This window comes from Enterococcus italicus DSM 15952, assembly GCF_000185365.1.
GTDB classification, from domain to species: domain Bacteria; phylum Bacillota; class Bacilli; order Lactobacillales; family Enterococcaceae; genus Enterococcus_G; species Enterococcus_G italicus.
On sequence record NZ_GL622241.1, the window covers coordinates 1,210,978 to 1,230,014 of the forward strand.

At 39.2% G+C, this 19,037-nt stretch carries 17 protein-coding genes and 1 pseudogene; all 18 read left to right on the plus strand.

Going from position 1 to position 19,037, the window contains the following annotated elements; all coding sequences use genetic code 11:
• Positions 1-19: 19 nt before the first annotated feature.
• The 18 genes and pseudogenes from HMPREF9088_RS05705 to nrdR all read left to right on the plus strand — a co-directional run bounded on the left by HMPREF9088_RS05705 (position 20) and on the right by nrdR (position 19,026).
• A complete protein-coding gene (locus HMPREF9088_RS05705) occupies positions 20-3,448 on the plus strand; it encodes a pyruvate carboxylase (protein WP_040366516.1) in 3,429 nt (1,142 codons plus the stop codon).
• Between the two features lie 16 nt (positions 3,449-3,464).
• Positions 3,465-4,586 carry a CAP-associated domain-containing protein gene (locus HMPREF9088_RS05710; RefSeq protein WP_007208211.1) on the plus strand — a complete coding sequence of 374 codons (1,122 nt, stop codon included), beginning with the start codon at positions 3,465-3,467 and terminating at the stop codon, positions 4,584-4,586.
• Positions 4,583-5,008, plus strand: coding sequence for a YlbF/YmcA family competence regulator (locus tag HMPREF9088_RS05715; RefSeq protein WP_007208212.1), 426 nt, complete (start codon positions 4,583-4,585; stop codon positions 5,006-5,008). The genes HMPREF9088_RS05710 and HMPREF9088_RS05715 overlap by 4 nt, the downstream gene beginning before the upstream one ends.
• On the plus strand, positions 4,998-5,345 hold the full coding sequence (locus HMPREF9088_RS05720; RefSeq protein ID WP_007208213.1) for a YlbG family protein: 348 nt from the start codon (positions 4,998-5,000) through the stop codon (positions 5,343-5,345). Before HMPREF9088_RS05715 ends, HMPREF9088_RS05720 begins: the two co-directional genes overlap by 11 nt.
• A 113-nt stretch (positions 5,346-5,458) precedes the next feature.
• Positions 5,459-6,022 (plus strand): 16S rRNA (guanine(966)-N(2))-methyltransferase RsmD, encoded by a 564-nt coding sequence (gene rsmD / locus HMPREF9088_RS05725; RefSeq protein ID WP_007208214.1) that lies wholly within the window; start codon positions 5,459-5,461, stop codon positions 6,020-6,022.
• Positions 6,019-6,498 carry a pantetheine-phosphate adenylyltransferase gene (gene coaD, locus HMPREF9088_RS05730; protein ID WP_007208215.1) on the plus strand — a complete coding sequence of 160 codons (480 nt, stop codon included), beginning with the start codon at positions 6,019-6,021 and terminating at the stop codon, positions 6,496-6,498. The genes rsmD and coaD overlap by 4 nt, the downstream gene beginning before the upstream one ends.
• Positions 6,499-6,505: 7 nt before the next feature.
• The gene (locus HMPREF9088_RS05735) at positions 6,506-7,555 is read left to right on the plus strand and encodes a SepM family pheromone-processing serine protease (RefSeq protein WP_007208216.1); all 1,050 of its coding nucleotides are present in this window, start codon (positions 6,506-6,508) and stop codon (positions 7,553-7,555) included.
• A 62-nt stretch (positions 7,556-7,617) separates the two neighbouring features.
• Positions 7,618-8,004, plus strand: a complete 387-nt coding sequence (locus tag HMPREF9088_RS05740) for a DUF1149 family protein (RefSeq protein WP_007208217.1) — start codon at positions 7,618-7,620, stop codon at positions 8,002-8,004.
• A gap of 12 nt (positions 8,005-8,016) precedes the next feature.
• The gene (locus HMPREF9088_RS05745; RefSeq protein ID WP_040366519.1) at positions 8,017-8,388 is read left to right on the plus strand and encodes a VOC family protein; all 372 of its coding nucleotides are present in this window, start codon (positions 8,017-8,019) and stop codon (positions 8,386-8,388) included.
• A gap of 253 nt (positions 8,389-8,641) precedes the next feature.
• A complete protein-coding gene (locus tag HMPREF9088_RS05750) occupies positions 8,642-10,819 on the plus strand; it encodes a Tex family protein (RefSeq protein ID WP_007208219.1) in 2,178 nt (725 codons plus the stop codon).
• The gene (locus tag HMPREF9088_RS05755) at positions 10,816-11,256 is read left to right on the plus strand and encodes a SprT family protein (protein WP_007208220.1); all 441 of its coding nucleotides are present in this window, start codon (positions 10,816-10,818) and stop codon (positions 11,254-11,256) included. Before HMPREF9088_RS05750 ends, HMPREF9088_RS05755 begins: the two co-directional genes overlap by 4 nt.
• A 150-nt stretch (positions 11,257-11,406) precedes the next feature.
• Positions 11,407-12,742, plus strand: a pseudogene (gene murC / locus HMPREF9088_RS12530) (UDP-N-acetylmuramate--L-alanine ligase).
• 131 nt (positions 12,743-12,873) lie between these two features.
• Positions 12,874-13,344 (plus strand): MaoC/PaaZ C-terminal domain-containing protein, encoded by a 471-nt coding sequence (locus tag HMPREF9088_RS05765; protein WP_040366522.1) that lies wholly within the window; start codon positions 12,874-12,876, stop codon positions 13,342-13,344.
• Entirely contained in the window at positions 13,337-14,014 is a 678-nt protein-coding gene (locus tag HMPREF9088_RS05770) for a Bax inhibitor-1/YccA family protein (RefSeq protein ID WP_007208224.1), read from the plus strand. Before HMPREF9088_RS05765 ends, HMPREF9088_RS05770 begins: the two co-directional genes overlap by 8 nt.
• A gap of 226 nt (positions 14,015-14,240) precedes the next feature.
• Positions 14,241-16,886 carry a DNA polymerase I gene (polA, locus tag HMPREF9088_RS05775; RefSeq protein ID WP_007208225.1) on the plus strand — a complete coding sequence of 882 codons (2,646 nt, stop codon included), beginning with the start codon at positions 14,241-14,243 and terminating at the stop codon, positions 16,884-16,886.
• Positions 16,887-16,902: 16 nt separating this feature from the next.
• Complete coding sequence (gene mutM, locus HMPREF9088_RS05780; RefSeq protein WP_007208226.1) at positions 16,903-17,733, plus strand: DNA-formamidopyrimidine glycosylase; 831 nt, start codon at positions 16,903-16,905, stop codon at positions 17,731-17,733.
• A 3-nt stretch (positions 17,734-17,736) separates the two neighbouring features.
• Positions 17,737-18,339 carry a dephospho-CoA kinase gene (coaE, locus tag HMPREF9088_RS05785; RefSeq protein ID WP_007208227.1) on the plus strand — a complete coding sequence of 201 codons (603 nt, stop codon included), beginning with the start codon at positions 17,737-17,739 and terminating at the stop codon, positions 18,337-18,339.
• Between the two features lie 222 nt (positions 18,340-18,561).
• On the plus strand, positions 18,562-19,026 hold the full coding sequence (nrdR, locus tag HMPREF9088_RS05790) for a transcriptional regulator NrdR (protein WP_040366524.1): 465 nt from the start codon (positions 18,562-18,564) through the stop codon (positions 19,024-19,026).
• Positions 19,027-19,037 lie beyond the last annotated feature (11 nt).

Consider the following 19,037-nt stretch of genomic DNA (forward strand, 5'->3'; position numbering starts at 1 on the left):
TTCAAAAGGAGAGGTTTTCATGAAAAAGGTTCTAGTGGCAAATCGAGGAGAAATTGCAGTGCGGGTCTTTCGCGCATGTGCTGAATTAGGCATTCAGACAGTCGGAATCTACGCGACTGAAGATGAGTTTTCTATGCATCGCTTTAAAGCGGATGAAGCATATGTGGTTGGTGTCGGAAAAAAACCGATTGACGCCTATTTAGACATTGAAGGAATTATCCAAATTGCAAAAGATGCTGGAGCAGAAGCAATCCATCCAGGCTATGGATTTTTATCTGAAAATTTAGCCTTTGCGAAACGCTGTGAAGAAGAAGGTATCATTTTTATTGGCCCGTCTGTTCACCATTTAGATATCTTTGGTGATAAGATAAAGGCCAAAGAAGCAGCGATTGATGCGGGTATTCAGTCTATTCCGGGTACGGATGGACCAGTAGAATCAGTCGATGATGTGCAAGCATTTGGCGAACAATATGGTTATCCAATTATGATTAAAGCTGCCCTAGGTGGTGGTGGACGTGGAATGCGCGTTGCCCATAATGCTAAAGAAGCAGTTGAAGGGTATCAACGGGCGAAAAGTGAAGCCAAAGCCGCTTTTGGAAACGATGAGATTTATGTTGAAAAGTATATCCAAGATCCAAAACACATTGAAGTTCAAATTTTAGGTGACCAATATGGCAATGTTATTCATTTATTTGAACGAGATTGCTCGGTGCAAAGACGTCATCAAAAAGTTGTCGAAGTAGCTCCTTGCGTCTCGATGAATGACGAACAAAGGGAGAAAATTTGCTCTGCAGCCGTACAATTAATGAAGCATGTAGGCTATATTAATGCCGGGACGGTTGAATTTTTAGTTGAGGGCGACGATTTTTATTTTATTGAAGTAAATCCTCGTGTTCAAGTAGAGCATACAATTACTGAGTTAATTACAGATGTAGATATTGTAACGACTCAGCTATTGATTGCGCAAGGCAAGGATCTTCATAAAGAAATCGGTATTCCGAAGCAAGAAGCAATCACCTACCGTGGGGCGGCAATTCAATGTCGGATTACTACTGAGGATCCATTGCATGATTTTTTACCTGATACTGGTAAAATTGACACGTATCGATCCCCAGGTGGGTCAGGTGTACGATTGGATACAGGAAATGCCTATGCTGGTGCTGTCGTAACACCTTACTTTGATTCACTTTTGGTTAAAGTTTGTACCCACGCAAGTACCTTTGAGGCTGCGATTCACAAAATGGAGCGTTGCCTTCGTGAGTTTCGGATCCGTGGGGTAAAAACAAATATTCCATTTATGATTAATGTCATTAAACACCCAGCTTTTCGTTCCGGTAAACTAAAAACGACCTTTATCGATACAACACCAGAGTTATTTTTATTTTCAGACGTACGCGATCGTGGAAATAAAACAATGAAATACATTGGTGAAATTACAGTGAATGGCTATCCAGGAATTGAGCGCCAAGAAAAACGATACTACCCAGATCCACGAAAACCAAAGAAAATTTTACCATCTCTACCTGAAGTCACACCAAAAAGCATATTAGATCAACAAGGTGCTGATGCTGTCAGTCGTTGGGTTAGTGGTCAGAAAGCTGTACTTTTGACAGATACTACGTTTAGAGATGCGCATCAAAGTTTGCTTGCCACGCGTGTACGGACTAGAGATATTGTAAGTATTGCCAAGCAAACGGAAGAAAGTATCCCTCAATTATTCTCAAGCGAAATGTGGGGAGGAGCGACCTTTGACGTAGCCTATCGTTTCTTAAATGAAGACCCTTGGGAAAGACTACGTTTGATTCGTAAAACCATGCCCAATACACTATTGCAGATGCTATTTAGAGGATCTAATGCTGTCGGCTATAGTAACTATCCTGATAATGTGATTCGTGAATTTATCAAAGAGTCTGCAAGACAAGGCATTGATGTGTTTCGTATTTTTGATAGCCTTAATTGGGTTCCTCAAATGGAGCAAAGTATTTTGGCTGTCCGAGATGCAGGGAAAATTGCAGAAGCGACGATTTGTTATACAGGTGACATTAATGATGCAAAACGCGCGAAATACAGTGTGGCATACTATAAAGAGCTTGCAAAAGAGCTTGAACAACTAGGTGCGCACATCATAGCAATTAAGGATATGGCAGGGTTACTAAAACCTAAAGCTGCCTATCGCTTAATTAGTGAGTTAAAAGATGCTGTTTCTATCCCAATTCATTTGCATACTCATGATACAAGTGGTAATGGCATCATGACGTATTCAGAGGCAGTGAATGCGGGCGTAGACATTGTTGATGTGGCAATGAGTGCTATGAGTAGCAGTACGAGTCAACCAAGCATGAGTAGCTTGTATTATGCATTAGTCGATGATCAACGTGTCCCTGACGTAAAAATCGAAAATATTCAGCAAGTAAACCACTATTGGGAAGATGTGCGCACTTACTACCATGCTTTCGAAAATGGTGTGAGCGCACCTCAAACAGAAGTATACATGCATGAAATGCCGGGCGGACAATACTCAAATCTGCAACAACAAGCGAAAGCAGTTGGTTTAGGCGATCGTTGGGATGATATCAAAGAAATGTACCATCATGTAAATCTGATGTTTGGAGATATCGTCAAAGTAACACCATCGTCAAAAGTAGTTGGAGATATGGCTCTGTTCATGGTTCAAAATAACTATACAGAAGATGATATTTATGAAAAAGGGGACGAGCTAAGTTTCCCTGATTCCGTTATCCAATTTTTCCTAGGTGATTTGGGGCAACCGGTTGGAGGGTTTCCAAAACGATTGCAAAAAATTATTTTAAAAAATCGAGAACCACTCACTGAGCGACCAGGGAAATTAGCACCGTCTGTTGACTTTAATGAAGTAAAAGTAAGCTTGGCTGAAAAAATTGGTTATGAACCTTCACAAGAAGAAGTGTTGAGCTATATCATGTATCCGCAAGTCTTTTTAGATTATCGTAAGGCTTACGAACAATTTGCAGATATTAAAGTCTTAGATACGCCTACATTCTTTGAAGGAATGCGCTTAGGCGAACGGATCAATGTTCAAATTGAAAAAGGCAAAGTATTAATTATACGTTTGGACGAAATTGGTGAGCCGGATATTGAAGGAAATAGAACCCTCTTCTTTAACTTAAATGGACAACGACGAGAAGTAGTGGTTCATGATGCATCTATTCTTAGTGCTGTGAAAAAACGTAGAAAAGTTGAACCAACGAACAAAGAACAAATCGGTGCAACAATGTCTGGTTCAGTCTTACAAGTATTAGTGAAAAAAGGGGACCGAGTGAAAAAAGGAGATAGCTTGATTGTGACCGAAGCGATGAAAATGGAAACGTCGATTGAAGCGAGATTTGATGGTACCGTGGAACATATTTATGTCGATGCGGGTGACACGATTGTTTCGGGAGATTTACTCATCGAGGTATCGGAAAAATAAAGTAGGAGGAAATGGGATGAAATACCAAAAATTCATTTTTTTAGGGATATTCATTGTAGCCTTTGTCATTGTATACGGGCAACCAATTGCTTATCCAATGTATTCATCCCCGCTTAAAGCTCCTGCAACTCAATCTATTAAATCAACGAACCTCACATATGAAACAATCCCAACTTCAGGCTTTGCAAATTATATTGGCAAAAAGCTTGAAGCAATCCAAGCAGTGTATGGAGAGCCAGTAGAAACAATTTCTACTGGCTACTCGTATACCATCTCAATTTTTCGAGCAACTGAGTCATCCAGTTACATGGAAGTGAGTACGATAGATCAAAAAATAGTCGGAATAAAAGTAATTGATCCTAAAAATGATGCAGTGGCGCCTTTTTCAAATGGTATGACAATGAGTCAATTAACAAAAATCACGATGATATATCCTAATTTTCAATTGAAATATGAAAATCAATATGTAGATATTGAACTTTCGGAAGAAGATATGAACTATCGACCGTTAATTGGTTTTGAAAACGGGACCTTCTTAATCTTATTTTTCGACCAAAGTTCGAGTAAATTATATAGTATGATGTATCTATCAGAAGAACTCCTTTTAAAATTGGTACCATATACAATGACAGGTGAAGTGTTGCCCGATTTTGTTGAGCAACATAATGTGGACTGGACAACAATTGACCATCAAAAAGTAGACCTCGCTAGTAATACGCTAAAAATTTTAAGGAAAAGAGAAAAACTAACCGTTTACCAGCCAAATACGACATTGCAAGCGAAAGCGAATCATATCTTAGCAGAATTTTTGACCCATCCCGAAGACACATTGACGACGCAACGTGTTCAGCTTATGCAGCGAAGTATTGCGGGACAAGAGTCTGATCACTTTATTTTGACGGATGAGGAGATTTCAGGCCTTCTTCAAGCGAACGCTCTTACGCAATCAAGTGGTTACCTAGAAATTCCAGTAATTGACCCGACTTTTACCATTTTATCTTGGTACAGTAATTCTTTTTTACACCAAAAATATATGCAAGAGAAAGAAGAATCATTAGGCGTTGCATTTTCAAAAGAAACTATGTTAGTCTTATTACAAGAAAAACAAACTACATCAAAGGAAAGTAATGAGCCATGATTTATAACCAATCATTTTACCAAATTGAAACGCAAATAGAGCACTTAACTTCTGACCTTATCAATAGTCCACTTTTTCTTAATTATTTGCAATCTAAACGAAGAGTTCAGGATTCGAAAGAAGTTAAGCAGCTTCAATTAACCTTCCTACAATCGAAGGAATCTTATGAGCAAATTGAGCAATACGGAAAATATGCGCCCGATTTTAATAAAAAACGACGAGAATTACGTCTTGCAAAGCGGACGCTTGATTTGCAAGAAGATGTGAGTGAATTTCGCTATCAAGAAACGCAACTTCAAACTGTTTTGGATGAAATCTGTCTAGCGATAGCGGAAACAATTTCAGATGATATCAAAGTTGATGCTGGTAATCCGTTTTTTAGTAGTCACTCAGGATGTGGAGGAAGCTGTCATGCAAGTTGAAGTACATCATGAATTGGAAGTACCAACAAGAAGAAGTCTCGTCGTTTGGATGTATTCTTTGCGCCAAATCCGTAATTTACGTCGGTATGGTTCGGTTCTATATATTTCAAAACGGATGAAGTATGCGCTTGTGTACCTCAATGAGGAAGACTTTGACGCAAGCAGTGAAAAGATCGAACGGTTGCATTTTGTGCGAAAAATAGAACGTTCTTATCGACCAGATATCGAAATGAATTTTGCTGACAAAATCGGCACTAAACGAGCATTTCAACCTGTAGATGATGGGTATGAGGTGGAAGAGAAGAGTACCAAAATTCGTTTAGCCGAAAATGTTTAAATAGACAAGCCATCAGTCAAATAGTAGCAGCACAAGTTTTGAAAGAAGGCAATTTTGCTGTAAAACTGCTATTCTTGACTAATGGCTTTTTCATGTAAAAGGGAGGATACATAGTGCGAATTATTGCAGGAACGTATGGAGGTAGGAAGCTAAAAAGCCTTCCTGGTACGAATACACGACCAACTACTGATAAAGTAAAGGGTGCCATCTATAATATGCTTGGGCCTTATTTTGATGGTGGGAAAGTACTTGATTTATTCTCTGGTAGTGGTGGGCTGGCTATCGAGGCGATCTCAAGAGGAATGGACAAAGCGGTCTGTGTGGACAAAAATTACCAAGCTATCTCAATTATTAAGGAAAATATTCAAATAACGAAGGAACCTGAAAAATTTGTCGTGTTAAAAATGGATGCCAATGCTGCCCTAAAAAAATTATCTGGCGAAGAAATGAAGTTTGATTTGATTCTTTTTGATCCTCCGTATGCAAAGCAAGAAATCGTGGACCAAATCGAGCAGATGTCTCAGCTCAATCTTACAGCTGAATATGCCAAAATTGTTTGTGAAACGGATAAGGCGATTGATTTACCCGAAAAAATTGCGGGATTTAGCGCAATTAGACAACAAACATACGGCGCTAGTAAAGTGACCATATATCGAAAGGATGAGGCAGAAAGATGAACAAAAAAATTGCCCTATTTCCTGGAAGCTTTGATCCGATTACGCTTGGCCATATTGATTTGATTGAGCGGGCGTCACAGTTATTCGATCATTTATATGTGGGCGTTTTTCAAAATACAACGAAGAAGTCACTGTTTACTAAAGAGGAAAAAATGCTTCTAGTAAAAAAAAGTCTAGAACAATATGAAAATGTTAGCGTTGTTTCCCAAGAAGAGGAACTGACAGTGACCTATGCCAAAAAAATTGGCGCCGATTTTTTGATCCGTGGTATTCGTAATAGTAAAGACTTTGAATATGAGAAAGATATATATGCACTAAATCAACACTTGGACGATTCAATTGAAACAGTTTTTCTTATAGCGAACCCTAAATATGAACATGTTAGCTCTAGCATGTTAAAAGAGATTTTGACTTTTGGTGGCGATGTTACAGCCTTTTTGCCAGATGTTGTGAATCAATACATTGAAAAGAAGTGAATGAGAAGTGAAAAAGAAAACTTGGTTAAAAGTTAGTCTATTTTTTGCAACATTACTCGTTGTTTTAGGTATCGTTGTCGTACCAATCCCGTATTACATAGAACAACCTGGCTCGACAATCAATCTAAAAGATTTAATTACGGTCAATAATAAAGAGGACACACAAGCAGGTTCGTTTTCGTTAACTTCTGTTGGAATACGTCGTGCGACTGTCGCCACGGCACTAATCTCCAAATTCTCTGCCTTTGACGAACTTCTTTCAGAAAAAGATCTGATGGGTTCGGCCTCAAGTGAAGAATACAATCAAATTCAACAATATTATATGCAATCAGCTCAAAATAATGCAGCCGAACAAGCACTTAAATTAGCCGGTATGGATTATTCGATGAAGTATAAAGGTGTCTATGTCATGTCAGTTGAAAAGAATTCCAGTTTTTATGGTGTCATTCAAATTGGTGATACGGTGACAGGCGTCGATGGCAAGAGCTTTGAAAGTAGCCAAGCATTTATGTCCTACGTACAGTCGCAAAAAGTTGGTCAAACGATGACGGTCTCTTATACGCATAATAATGAAACAAAAACGGCATCAGGCAAGCTGATTGAGCTATCGACAACAAAAAAAGCTGGCATTGGTATCTCACTAGTGGATCATACTGAAATTGAATCCGACCAAGCCATTGATTTTCATGTAGAAAATATTGGTGGCCCTTCTGCTGGATTAATGTTTACCTTAGAAATTTACCAACAATTGACTGGGAAAGACTTGCGTCATGGCAAAGTGATTGCCGGCACTGGTACGATTGACGAAACAGGTACAGTCGGCCGAATTGGTGGTATTGATAAAAAAGTAGCGAGCGCAAGCAACGAGGGAGTAGAAATCTTTTTTGCTCCAGATGATGAAATCACGGATGCAGAGAAAAAAGCAGATCCAACTATTCAAACGAATTACGAAGAAGCTAAGGCTGCTGCTAAGAAACTAAATACAACTATGAAAATTGTACCAGTCAAAACATTGAAAGATGCTATCGATTATCTAAATGGCTTACAAGATTCTTAATTTACTTTCTTTGCACAAATCGTATGGTAAAATAGGTAAATAAGGCAGAAGGAGTGAGTTAATTGGAAATACGCAGACAAAAACCAATCGTAGAAAATTATCATTTTGATATGAAAAAACCAGAAGAACAAGTTGAGACAAAGTTAAATGTAGGGTTTATGCCTCTCACCCCTCCTGATAAAGACTATCCAAAAGAGAATAGTATCATTGGAGCTCGCTTGGAGTTTACAATTGCTTTTCCTGAGTATGTCCTATCTGGAGCAGTGGGACAAATAAATCATATCGTGAATCAATCAGTCACGAAAACAGAAGATATTTCACGTGCAGAAGCAGATGAGTTAGTAGCACCTTTATTTGATATTGTTAAAAGATTGAGCTACGAGGTTACAGAAATCGTCACGGATGAACCCGGCGTCGACTTAAACTTTAATTCTCAAGATAATGAGTAAGGAGAAAAAATGATGATTTCAAATCAGATGGAAATTATGTTATATGTTGACGATGTTGCTCGTGCCCAAGAGTTTTGGGAATCTCTGGGCTTCCAAACAATTACTGTTCAGAATCTAGAGGAAACAAAAATCGTTGAGATGGCCCCTAATGAAACGGCTGAAATTCACTTTGTTTTATATGATCGTACATTTATCGAAACCTATTCACCAGAAGTGGCGACCAACTCCCCATCGATCATGTTCCAAACAAAGGACATCGAAGGTTTTTATAATAAATTATTAACCTTAAATACAACTGTTGGCGAACTCATTCAGCTTGAAGATAGTAAGATTTTAAATTTTGCTGATCCAGATGGTAACTATTACGCAATCAAAAGTATATAGCACAAGAAATGAGCAATAAATCGAATCTGATTTATTGCTTTTTACATTTATACACTTATGAAAATAAAGAAATGTATAAAAACTTTTAAAAAACTTTATATATTCCATTTAAAGAGTTCTGCCAAAAGTGTTTTTTAAAAGATTTTTAAAAGAACCTTATCCGTCTGTTCTTTACTGGAGAAGGAAAGAATGGTTGATTCATATTGGGAAGACTTGCTATGATTGTGTGAACACGTGCGAAGGAAGGAAATGAATGACTATGACGAATCACGAAGAAGTAATAATCAAAGCGTTAGGGCAGTACAAGCCAAAACAAATCCGAGCGGTGTTAAATCTACTAGCGGACGGCAATACAGTGCCATTTATTGCACGATATCGTAAAGAGATAACTGGTTCTCTTAACGAAGTGCAAATCAAAGAAATTGAAGATCGTGCAACCTATATTGACAACTTAGAAAAAAGAAGACAAGAAATTTTGACGAAAATTGAGAGCTTGGATCAGTTGTCACCATCATTGAAACAGGCGATTGAGCAAGCTGATACATTGCAATTATTGGAAGACTACTACCGACCATTCAAGCAAAAACGGCGGACAAAAGCTACAATTGCCAAAGAAAATGGCTTAGAACCATTTGCAAAGTGGTTAAAGACATTTCCAAACAAGCCGTCACTTGAGGAAAAAGCAAGTCAGTTTTTAAATGATGCCATCCTATCGATAGAAGATGCTCTTAGCGGTGCTCATGAAATTTTAGCGGAAGAAATAGGCGACAACGCAGAAATTAGAAAATGGATTCGTTCCTATACAATGAAGCATGGTCAGTTTTATAGCCGCGTAAAAGATGAAGAGGCCGATGAAAAACGAATTTATGAGATGTACTATAATTTTTCAGAGCCGTATCTTAAAATGGTTTCACATCGAATATTAGCGGCCAATCGTGGTGAAAAAGAAGGTGTGTTAAAAGCCGGTATCACAGTGGATGAGGGGGCTATTTTTTCATATTTGGAAAGAACTGTTCTCAAGGGGAAACAATCGAATAACAATCAAGTACTGATCGACGCTGCTATTGATGCATACAAACGATTTATTCAACCTGCGATTGAAAGGGATTTGCGTAGTGAATTAACAACAAAAGCTGATGAGCAAGCGATCCAGGTTTTTGGCGAGAATCTTAGAAATCTTTTATTACAAGCGCCATTGAAAGGGAAAGTCGTCATGGGATTTGACCCTGCGTATCGAACAGGGTGTAAATTAGCGATTATTGATGCCACAGGTGCGTTACTGGCCATCGATGTCATCTATCCGCATGCCCCCGCTCCTGCAGCAAAAAGACAAGCAAGTGGTCAGCAGTTCAGGCAATTAATTCAAGACTACCAAGTAGAAATGGTTGCAATCGGTAATGGAACGGCAAGTAGGGAATCGGAACAATTTGTAGCAAAGCAGTTGAAGCTAGTGGATAATGAAGTATATTATGTCATTGTCAGCGAGGCTGGTGCATCGGTCTATTCAGCCAGTCCAGTCGCTCGTGAGGAATTTCCAAAATTACAAGTAGAACAGCGTAGTGCCATTAGTATCGGTCGTAGATTGCAAGATCCATTAGCAGAGCTAGTTAAAATTGAACCAAAAGCTGTGGGTGTTGGCCAATATCAACATGATGTTTCACAAAAAAGACTAGCTGATGAATTGTCCTTTGTTGTTGAAACGGCTGTGAACCAAGTGGGTGTGGATGTCAATACGGCGAGTGCACAACTCTTAGGATACGTGTCCGGTATTAATAAAACGACGGCGCAAAATATTGTGACACTTCGTCAAGAAGTAGGAAGCTTTACCGAACGGAAAGAATTAAAAAAAGTCCCACGCCTAGGGCCAAAAGCGTATGAACAAGCAATCGGATTTCTACGGATTCCAAAAGGAAAATCGATCTTTGATTCAACCAGCATCCATCCAGAAAGCTATCCACTTGCCAAAAAAATATTAGAATACATTCACATGCCTGAATCTTCTGTCGGGTCTGAAGAGACAACTGCTTTGTTAAAGCAAGTCAGTCAAGAAAAGTTGGCTGATCAATGGGGAATCGCAGTCGTGACACTACAAGATATCATTCAAGGGCTTGTTCAACCAGGCAGAGACATGCGCGATGCGATGCCGGCGCCACTTTTGCGTAAAGATGTCTTAACAATCACTGACTTATCAGCAGGTATGGAGCTGAAGGGGACGGTAAGAAACGTTGTCGATTTTGGTGCATTTGTCGATATCGGCGTCAAACATGATGGACTAGTCCATGTCTCAAAATTAAGTGAAAAGTTTGTCAAAAAAGCAAGTGAAATCGTCGCAGTGGGAGACATTGTTTCAGTGTGGGTGGAACAAGTCGACTTAGCCAGAGAACGTGTCAGTCTAACCATGATTCAACCACGACAAGCGGCTAAAGTATGACCAATGAGCAACTACAAGCGCTCATCGAACAAGTGTCGCTTGACCATTTCAATAAAGCGTTTCGCCACCATGCGTGTTTTAATGCGCGCCTTAAGACAACGGGTGGTCGTTATCATTTGGCTGACCATCACATTGATGTTAATCCCAAGTTAATGGAACCTGAGTACCAGCAATATTTAATAGGTGTAATCAAGCATGAATTGTGTCATTACCATTTGCATTTAGTGGGTGGCGGCTATCGTCATCGCGACCAAGATTTTAAGCAATTACTTCATTCAGTTGAGGGATTACGCTACTCGCCACTGACTTTTGCCCCAAAAAAGAGGATAGTCTATGAATGCTTGAATTGCCATCAAATATACCTGCGTCAAAAGGCTATCAATACGCAGCGGTTTTGCTGCGGCAAGTGTCGCGGAAAACTGGTAGAGCAAGTTTAAACATACATGTTGTTTTATAATTCATGAGGAAAACTCGTTGCTATTTTTTTTAATCTGTTAGATAATAAGCAACGGTTGCACCATATACGTAGTTTTCATTTGACGCATTTGGTGATTGAAAGGATTTTCTTAAAGAGAGGATATTTTAGCATGAAAGATCAAGAAACATTGTATCATTTTGTCGGAATCAAAGGGTCAGGAATGAGTTCATTGGCGCTCGTTTTATACGAAAAAGGCTATCACGTGCAAGGGTCAGATGTACCAACTTACTTCTTTACACAGCGAGACCTAGAAAAAGCAGGTATCCCAATTTTTAACTTTGACGCAAATAATATTAAAGAAGGTATGACGGTTATTGCAGGGAATGCATTTCCTGATAGCCATGAAGAAATTGTTCGAGCAAAAGAACTAGGTTTAGAAGTGATTCGTTACCATGATTTTATTGGCCAATTCATTCAAAACTTTACGAGCATCGCAGTGACTGGTTCGCACGGTAAGACTAGTACGACTGGGATGTTGGCTCATGTTTTGTGTGGCATTCGTCCAACAAGCTACTTAATCGGCGATGGTACTGGACATGGCGACCCTCAAGCTGAGTTTTTTGCATTTGAAGCATGTGAATACCGACGTCATTTCTTAGCATATTCTCCTGACTATGCCATTATGACGAATATTGACTTTGATCATCCTGACTACTATAAGAGTATCGAAGACGTTTATGATGCCTTCCAAACGATGGCTCATCAAGTGAAAAAAAGCAATCTTTGCATTTGGTGATGACGACTATTTGCGAAAATTAGAGGCCGATGTACCAATCTACTACTATGGTATTAATGAAAATGATGACGTGCAAGCACGCAATATCGAACGCACGACGACTGGTTCAGCATTTGATGTTTATTTCCATGGCAAGCTTGTTGGTCACTTTGTTCTGCCAGCATTTGGTCAGCACAATATTAACAATGCACTAGGAGTTATTGCGACAGCATACTTAGAAGACTTCGATATGGAAGAAGTTGCCAGAGAAATGCAAACATTCGCTGGTGTGAAGCGTCGTTTCACTGAAAAGAAAGTTGCTGATATGATTATTGTAGACGACTATGCGCATCATCCTGCTGAAATTCGTGCGACGATTGATGGCGCAAGACAAAAATACCCAAATCAAAAAATCATTGCCGTTTTCCAACCACACACGTTTACAAGAACCATTGCGTTATTAGATGATTTTGCCCAAGCATTAGACTTAGCAGATGAAGTCTATCTGTGTGATATCTTTGGTTCGGCTCGTGAAACAAAAGGAAATGTAAAAATTGAAGATTTAGGGGCGAAAATCCATAAAGGTGGGACAGTCCTTTCTGAGGATAATGTTTCGCCATTGCTTGATTACAAAGATGCTGTAGTCATCTTCATGGGAGCGGGCGATGTACAAAAATTTGAACGTGCATACGAAGAACTCTTAAGCAAAACAACAAAAAGCGATCGTTAGTGATTGGTGCTGTAGACTGTTTTTCCTTTCAATTTCTATTGAGAGGGAAAACAGTTTTTTTCGATGAGCCGAACTTGCACTTTTTCAGCTTTTTGATAGAATAGAATAAATAAGAATTGGAGGAATTTATTTTGAATATTGGCAAACCGAGAAAACTTGGGAAAACGATTGATCAAATCGAGGAAGGTGACTCGCTTTCGTTAACAGAATCAATAGAGGATAATCAATTATTGCTTTATTTAGGTTTAACGAATGATGCAAATCCGCTGTACATCCAGCATGATTATGCACAGAAGACGAGTTATGAGCGTCCGATTGTACCATCGATTATGTTAATGGGTATTGTTACAAGCGCGATATCTAAGCACTTACCAGGTCCAGGTTCCCATGTGGTGAATTTTTCGGTTAACTTTGTTGCACCCGTTTTTCATTACGAAACACTCACATTTGATTTTGAAGTGATTAAAGTTGATAATCGAAAAGATGTGGTGACCATATCAGTCGAAGCAGTCAACAATGAAAAACAACGTGTCTTAGATGCCGTAGTCATGGTTCAGCCGCCAGTCATTACAAAATTAGAAAGTGAGGAAATTCATGAATAATACGTATACGGAAACAACTAGTTTAAATCGTTTTTATGGCAAGGTTTATGGCTTTTTTGCCATGGGGCTTGCAATTAGTGCCATCGCGGCATATCTGTCCATTAATATGTTTCGTGAACAAGTCTTTGGCTTTTTGCAAAACTTTCCACTGGGAATTACCGGTGTATGGATCGTTGAATTTATTTTAGTCATTGTCGTTAGTGCAAAAGCACAAAAAAATCCTTCGTTAACCATCGCTGGCTTTATCGTCTATGCCTTGTTAAATGGCTTTACGTTATCGGTTACGTTGATGCTGTATTCACAAGCAAGTATCGCTTTAGCGTTTGCTACTGCGACGTTAACCTTCATTGGTATGTCCCTATATGGTATGTTTACAAAGCGTGATCTAAGTAGAGTCGGTCAATTGGCCATTGGATTGTTATGGGGGGTAATTATTGCGACGCTGTTAAATTTCTTTTTAGCAAGCTCGGCCGTTAACTATTTCCTTTCTTATGTGACAGTCTTAATTTTTATCGGATTGACTGCTTATGATAATCAACAAATTCGCAAACTTTATGCTGCTTCGCAAGGTCAAAATCAAACAGGGTTAGCTGCTTTTATGGCATTGCAGCTGTACCTTGATTTTATTAACCTTTTCTTAGCATTACTGCGCATTTTCTCCAGAGATTAAACTATTTTTATACTGCTAAAGCGAAATTCGAGGAAATAAATACTTGAAAAAATCATCCAATCCAAAGGTTTTAAAAATAACTTTGGGGTTGGCTGATTTTTTTTGTTGTAATTGAACCGTTCTGTCTTCGAATTTTTATGACGAAACTAATCTTTCAAATCAATCGCTTTACTAGTATATCTTTGTTAAAATGAGGAGAATAGGATAATGGCTGGAGGAATGAAACATGCCGAAAAATAAATTATTATTGGTTGATGGAAATAGTGTCGCTTTTCGCGCCTTTTTTGCGTTGCATCAATCGTTAGACCGTTTCAAAAATGCAAATGGCTTACATACCAATGCGTTATATGCGTTTCATAATATGTTTACAAAAGTTATGGAAAAAGAAAAACCTACCCATATCTTGGTGGCATTTGATGCAGGTAAAACAACCTTTCGGACACAGATGTACGCAGAGTATAAAGGTGGGCGGGCGAAAACACCAACTGAGTTTAAGGAACAATTACCTTACTTAAGAGAGTTATTAGATGCGTTTGGTGTTAAGCATTATGAACTACCCAATTACGAAGCAGATGATATTATTGGAACGTTTGCGCAACGTGCAGACAAGGAATCATTTGATGTTGTGATTTTAACAGGTGACCGAGATTTGACGCAATTAGCAGATGAGCATATAAAAGTGGATATTACTGTCAAAGGTGTGAGTGAAATTGAGGCGTATACACCTGAATCAATCGCCGAAAAATACCAAGGACTTGTACCAAAGCAAATTATTGACATGAAAGGCTTAGCTGGTGATTCTTCAGATAATATTCCTGGTGTGACAAAAATTGGTGAGAAAACTGCCATCAAATTACTAAATCAATTTGGAAGTGTTGAAGGGATTTACGAACACCTAGATGAATTAAAACCAAGTAAGATGAAAGAAAATCTGATTAATGATAAAGATCAGGCCTTTTTATCTAAGACCTTAGCCACCATCAATACGGATGCGCCGGTCGATTTGACTATCGAGCAGTTGGTTTATAAAGGACAACATACTGAGAAGTTGGTCGCTTTTTATCAAGAAATGAATTTCCAATCGTTTTTATCGAAACTAAGCGTATCAGATGCGGATAAAAATTTGGCTGATATTTCGTTTGACTATGTGACAGAAGTCCAACCAGCTATGTTTGGTGGTTCGGGACATCTCTATGTGGAAATGCTTGATGATAATTATCATATTAGTGAGATTGTTGGCTTTGCTTGGTCAAATGGCAATCGTATTTATGTGACAGACAATCTTTCGCTTTTAGAAGATAACGCATTGCAGGATTGGTTGTTTGATGCCAAACGAACCAAATCGGTCTTTGATGCCAAACGGACGACGGTCGCGCTTCATCGCTATGTTGGTAGCCCAAATGGTATCCAGTTTGATAGCTTACTGGCTTGTTATCTGTTGGATACAAATGATTCATCAAATGACTTAGCACTTGTTGCTCATCGCTACGGCCTAACAGAAATCGAAACAGACGAAGCAGTGTATGGAAAAGGGGCTAAAAAAGGGCTTCCTGAAGATAACGAACGATTTTATAGTCATTTGGCACGTAAAGTTGCGACTATGCAAAAATTGGACACAAAATTATCGGATGAGTTAGTCGAAAAAGGACAATGGACACTATACAAAGAGATGGAACTACCGTTGTCATTTATCCTAGCTGAGATGGAAATTACAGGTATTCATGTCGATGCCCAACGCTTGATTGCTATGAAAAGTGAGTTTGCGACCAAGCTTCATGACATTGAAGAAAAAATATACGCGCAAGCAAATGAGCGCTTTAATTTGAATTCACCCAAGCAGCTAGGAGTAATTTTATTTGAAAAGATGGGTCTCCCTGTGATTAAGAAAACCAAAACTGGTTATTCAACAGCTGTCGATGTATTGGAGCAACTAAAAGTGCAAGCGCCGATTGTCGAAGATATTTTGACGTATCGTCAAATTGCAAAAATTCAGTCGACCTATGTCGAAGGGTTGCTTAGAATGATCCAATCAGATGGTAAGGTACACACCCGATATGTCCAAACCTTGACACAAACCGGTCGCCTAAGCTCGGTTGATCCGAATCTACAAAATATCCCAATTCGCTTAGAAGAAGGGCGAAAAATTCGTCAAGCTTTTGTTCCAAGAAACAAAAATTGGGTAATTTATTCATCAGATTACTCGCAAATTGAGTTGCGTGTTTTGGCCCATATCTCAAAAGATGAACACTTACAGGCAGCATTCATAGAAGGGCAAGATATCCATACAAGTACGGCGATGCGTGTCTTTGGCTTGGAGAGTGCTGAAGATGTGACCCCGAATATGCGCCGGCAAGCAAAGGCAGTGAACTTTGGGATTGTTTATGGTATTTCGGATTATGGCCTTTCGCAAAATCTAGGTATTACCAGAAAGCAAGCTCAACAATACATAGACACGTACTTTGAACGGTATCCAGGGGTCAAAGCCTATATGGAAAATGTCGTAGAGCAAGCGAAAAAAGATGGCTATGTTGAAACGTTGTATCATCGGAGAAGATACTTACCTGACCTTTATGCTAAAAACTATAATATTCGTTCTTTTGCCGAGCGAACAGCGATTAACTCACCTATCCAAGGGAGTGCGGCAGATATATTAAAAATTGCCATGATTGAAATGAACAAGCGTCTAAAAGAAGAAAAACTAGCAGCTACAATGCTCTTACAAGTTCATGATGAGCTAGTCTTTGAAGTTCCTGAAGAAGAATTAGCTCATGTCGATCAGCTTGTAAAAGAAGTGATGGAGCATGCGGTTACTTTAGCGATTCCACTCGTTACAGATAGTAATTGGGGGGAAACGTGGTACGATGCGAAGTAGATAAGGAAGTGAAGAAATGCCAGAATTACCAGAAGTTGAGACTGTTCGCCGAGGTTTAGAGCAATTAGTTATCGGTAAAACTATCCAATCGGTAAGTGTCTATTGGGATCGAATGATTGAAGGTGGTGATAAAGAGAAAGTGGCCTTTGAATTAGTAGGTCAGACTGTTGAAGCGATTCAACGTCGAGGAAAGTTTTTAATTTTCCGCTACACTGCAAATGACTTGATTTCTCATTTACGAATGGAAGGGAAATATGAATTTTTCCCTCAAGAGACACCACCGAGTAAGCATACCCATGTCATTTTTCACTTTACTGATGGCTCGGAGTTGCATTATCAGGATGTGCGTAAGTTTGGTCGGTTTGCGTTAGTGGCTAAAGGAAAGAGCGCAGAATACGCCGGTATTGCCAAATTGGGACCGGAGCCTACGAATGATCAGTTTTTACTAGGTGCTTTCCAGCAAGGATTGGCAAAATCAAAAAAAGCCGTTAAGCCATTGTTATTGGAACAAAAACTTGTGACTGGACTAGGGAATATCTATGTTGACGAGGCACTCTGGCAAGCTAAAATCCATCCAGAAAGACTTGCTTGTACCTTAACAACTGACGAAAGTATTGCGCTGCATCAAGCTATAATTGACGTCTTGGGCAAAGCTGTCATCGCCGGGGGGACAACGATTCGCACCTATCATAATGCACTGGGTGAGGCTGGCACGTTCCAAGTTGCTTTGCATGCGTATGGTCAGCAAGGAAAACCTTGCAGCCGTTGTGGCACACTGATTGTCAAAACGAAAGTTGCACAACGTGGTACGCATTTTTGTCCCAATTGTCAGAAAGTAGAAGGTTAATAGATGACGTATGTATTAGGAATTACAGGTGGGATTGCTTCTGGGAAGTCTACAGTCACGAACTACTTAAAAAGAAAGCAAATACCTGTTGTCGATGGGGACGTAATTGCTAGACAGATTGTTGAAAAAGGGCAACCTGCATTAGAGGAAATTATCCAAGAGTTTGGACCAGAGATGGTGGATGCTAACGGTCAGCTTATCCGAAAAAAATTAGGTGCACTTATTTTTTCAGATGCGACAAAGAGGCAAAAATTAGATGCTTTATTGGATCCTTTTTTGCGTGAAGCAATTTCTTGCGCTATCACGCACTTTGCGCAACAAGGCAATGCGTTAATTGTCGTGGATTTACCGTTGCTATTTGAAGCGGGCTATCAAAATTTGATGGATGGTGTTGCGGTCGTGGATGTAGATGAGCAGCAACAGGTACACCGACTAATGAACCGTGATCAGCTGACCGAAGAAATGGCGCGCCAACGCATTGAAAGCCAAATGCCTTTAGAACAAAAGCGCAAACTAGCTGATTTTATTTTTGATAATTCTCAGTCAAAAGCCCATACACAAGAGCAAGTGGCTAGCTGGCTAGAACAGCACTTCAAGAATTTATAGCATTTTAAAGAAAACGTAGTGGATTGTTTTGGTACAGTTCATTGCGTTTTCTTTATTGTGTTTCAGTCTGAATGGATGTTTTGGTTGATTTGAGTGAGGATTCACTTAGAAATTTGGTTATTGTAGTATTAGCAAAAAGAACTTTCGTGTTATAATATATGAAATAAAAGATTGGTGTAGAAAACATCAAACTTGAGAATAGATTGAAATGAGGTGAGTGTTGTGCATTGTCCAAAGTGCCATTATAATAGTTCCCGTGTTATTGATAGTCGTCAAGCTGATGACGGGCGTGCCATCCGTCGTCGTCGTGAGTGTGAAAATTGTGGTTTTCGTTTTACGACGTTTGAGAGGCTTGAAGAAACACCCCTACTTGTCGTGAAAAAAAATGGTGATCGAGAAGAATTTAGTCGAGAGAAAATTTTACGGGGCTTGATCCGTTCGGCAGAAAAACGTCCAGTCGCGATGGAACAGATGGAAAGTGTCGTTGACCATGTAGAGGCTCGCGTACGCGAAATGGGAGATAAAGAAGTATCAACCAACCAAATTGGTGAATTTGTGATGGAAGAACTCGTAAATTTGGATGAAATTTCCTACATACGCTTTGCAAGTGTCTATCGTCAATTCAAGGATATGTCAGTCTTTTTAAAAGAATTGCAAGATATCGTAGACAAAGCCAATAAAAAATAAATGCAAACTAT

Excerpts from the sequence above, each read along its gene's own strand:
- HMPREF9088_RS05705 (WP_040366516.1), top strand. The coding sequence starts at position 20 with ATGAAAAAGGTTCTAGTGGCAAATCGAGGAGAAATTGCAGTGCGGGTC.
- HMPREF9088_RS05710 (WP_007208211.1), top strand. The coding sequence starts at position 3,465 with ATGAAATACCAAAAATTCATTTTTTTAGGGATATTCATTGTAGCCTTT.
- HMPREF9088_RS05715 (WP_007208212.1), top strand. The coding sequence starts at position 4,583 with ATGATTTATAACCAATCATTTTACCAAATTGAAACGCAAATAGAGCAC.
- HMPREF9088_RS05720 (WP_007208213.1), top strand. The coding sequence starts at position 4,998 with ATGCAAGTTGAAGTACATCATGAATTGGAAGTACCAACAAGAAGAAGT.
- coaD (WP_007208215.1), top strand. The coding sequence starts at position 6,019 with ATGAACAAAAAAATTGCCCTATTTCCTGGAAGCTTTGATCCGATTACG.
- HMPREF9088_RS05745 (WP_040366519.1), top strand. The coding sequence starts at position 8,017 with ATGATTTCAAATCAGATGGAAATTATGTTATATGTTGACGATGTTGCT.
- HMPREF9088_RS05750 (WP_007208219.1), top strand. The coding sequence starts at position 8,642 with ATGACTATGACGAATCACGAAGAAGTAATAATCAAAGCGTTAGGGCAG.
- HMPREF9088_RS05755 (WP_007208220.1), top strand. The coding sequence starts at position 10,816 with ATGACCAATGAGCAACTACAAGCGCTCATCGAACAAGTGTCGCTTGAC.
- HMPREF9088_RS05770 (WP_007208224.1), top strand. The coding sequence starts at position 13,337 with ATGAATAATACGTATACGGAAACAACTAGTTTAAATCGTTTTTATGGC.
- polA (WP_007208225.1), top strand. The coding sequence starts at position 14,241 with ATGCCGAAAAATAAATTATTATTGGTTGATGGAAATAGTGTCGCTTTT.
- mutM (WP_007208226.1), top strand. The coding sequence starts at position 16,903 with ATGCCAGAATTACCAGAAGTTGAGACTGTTCGCCGAGGTTTAGAGCAA.
- coaE (WP_007208227.1), top strand. The coding sequence starts at position 17,737 with ATGACGTATGTATTAGGAATTACAGGTGGGATTGCTTCTGGGAAGTCT.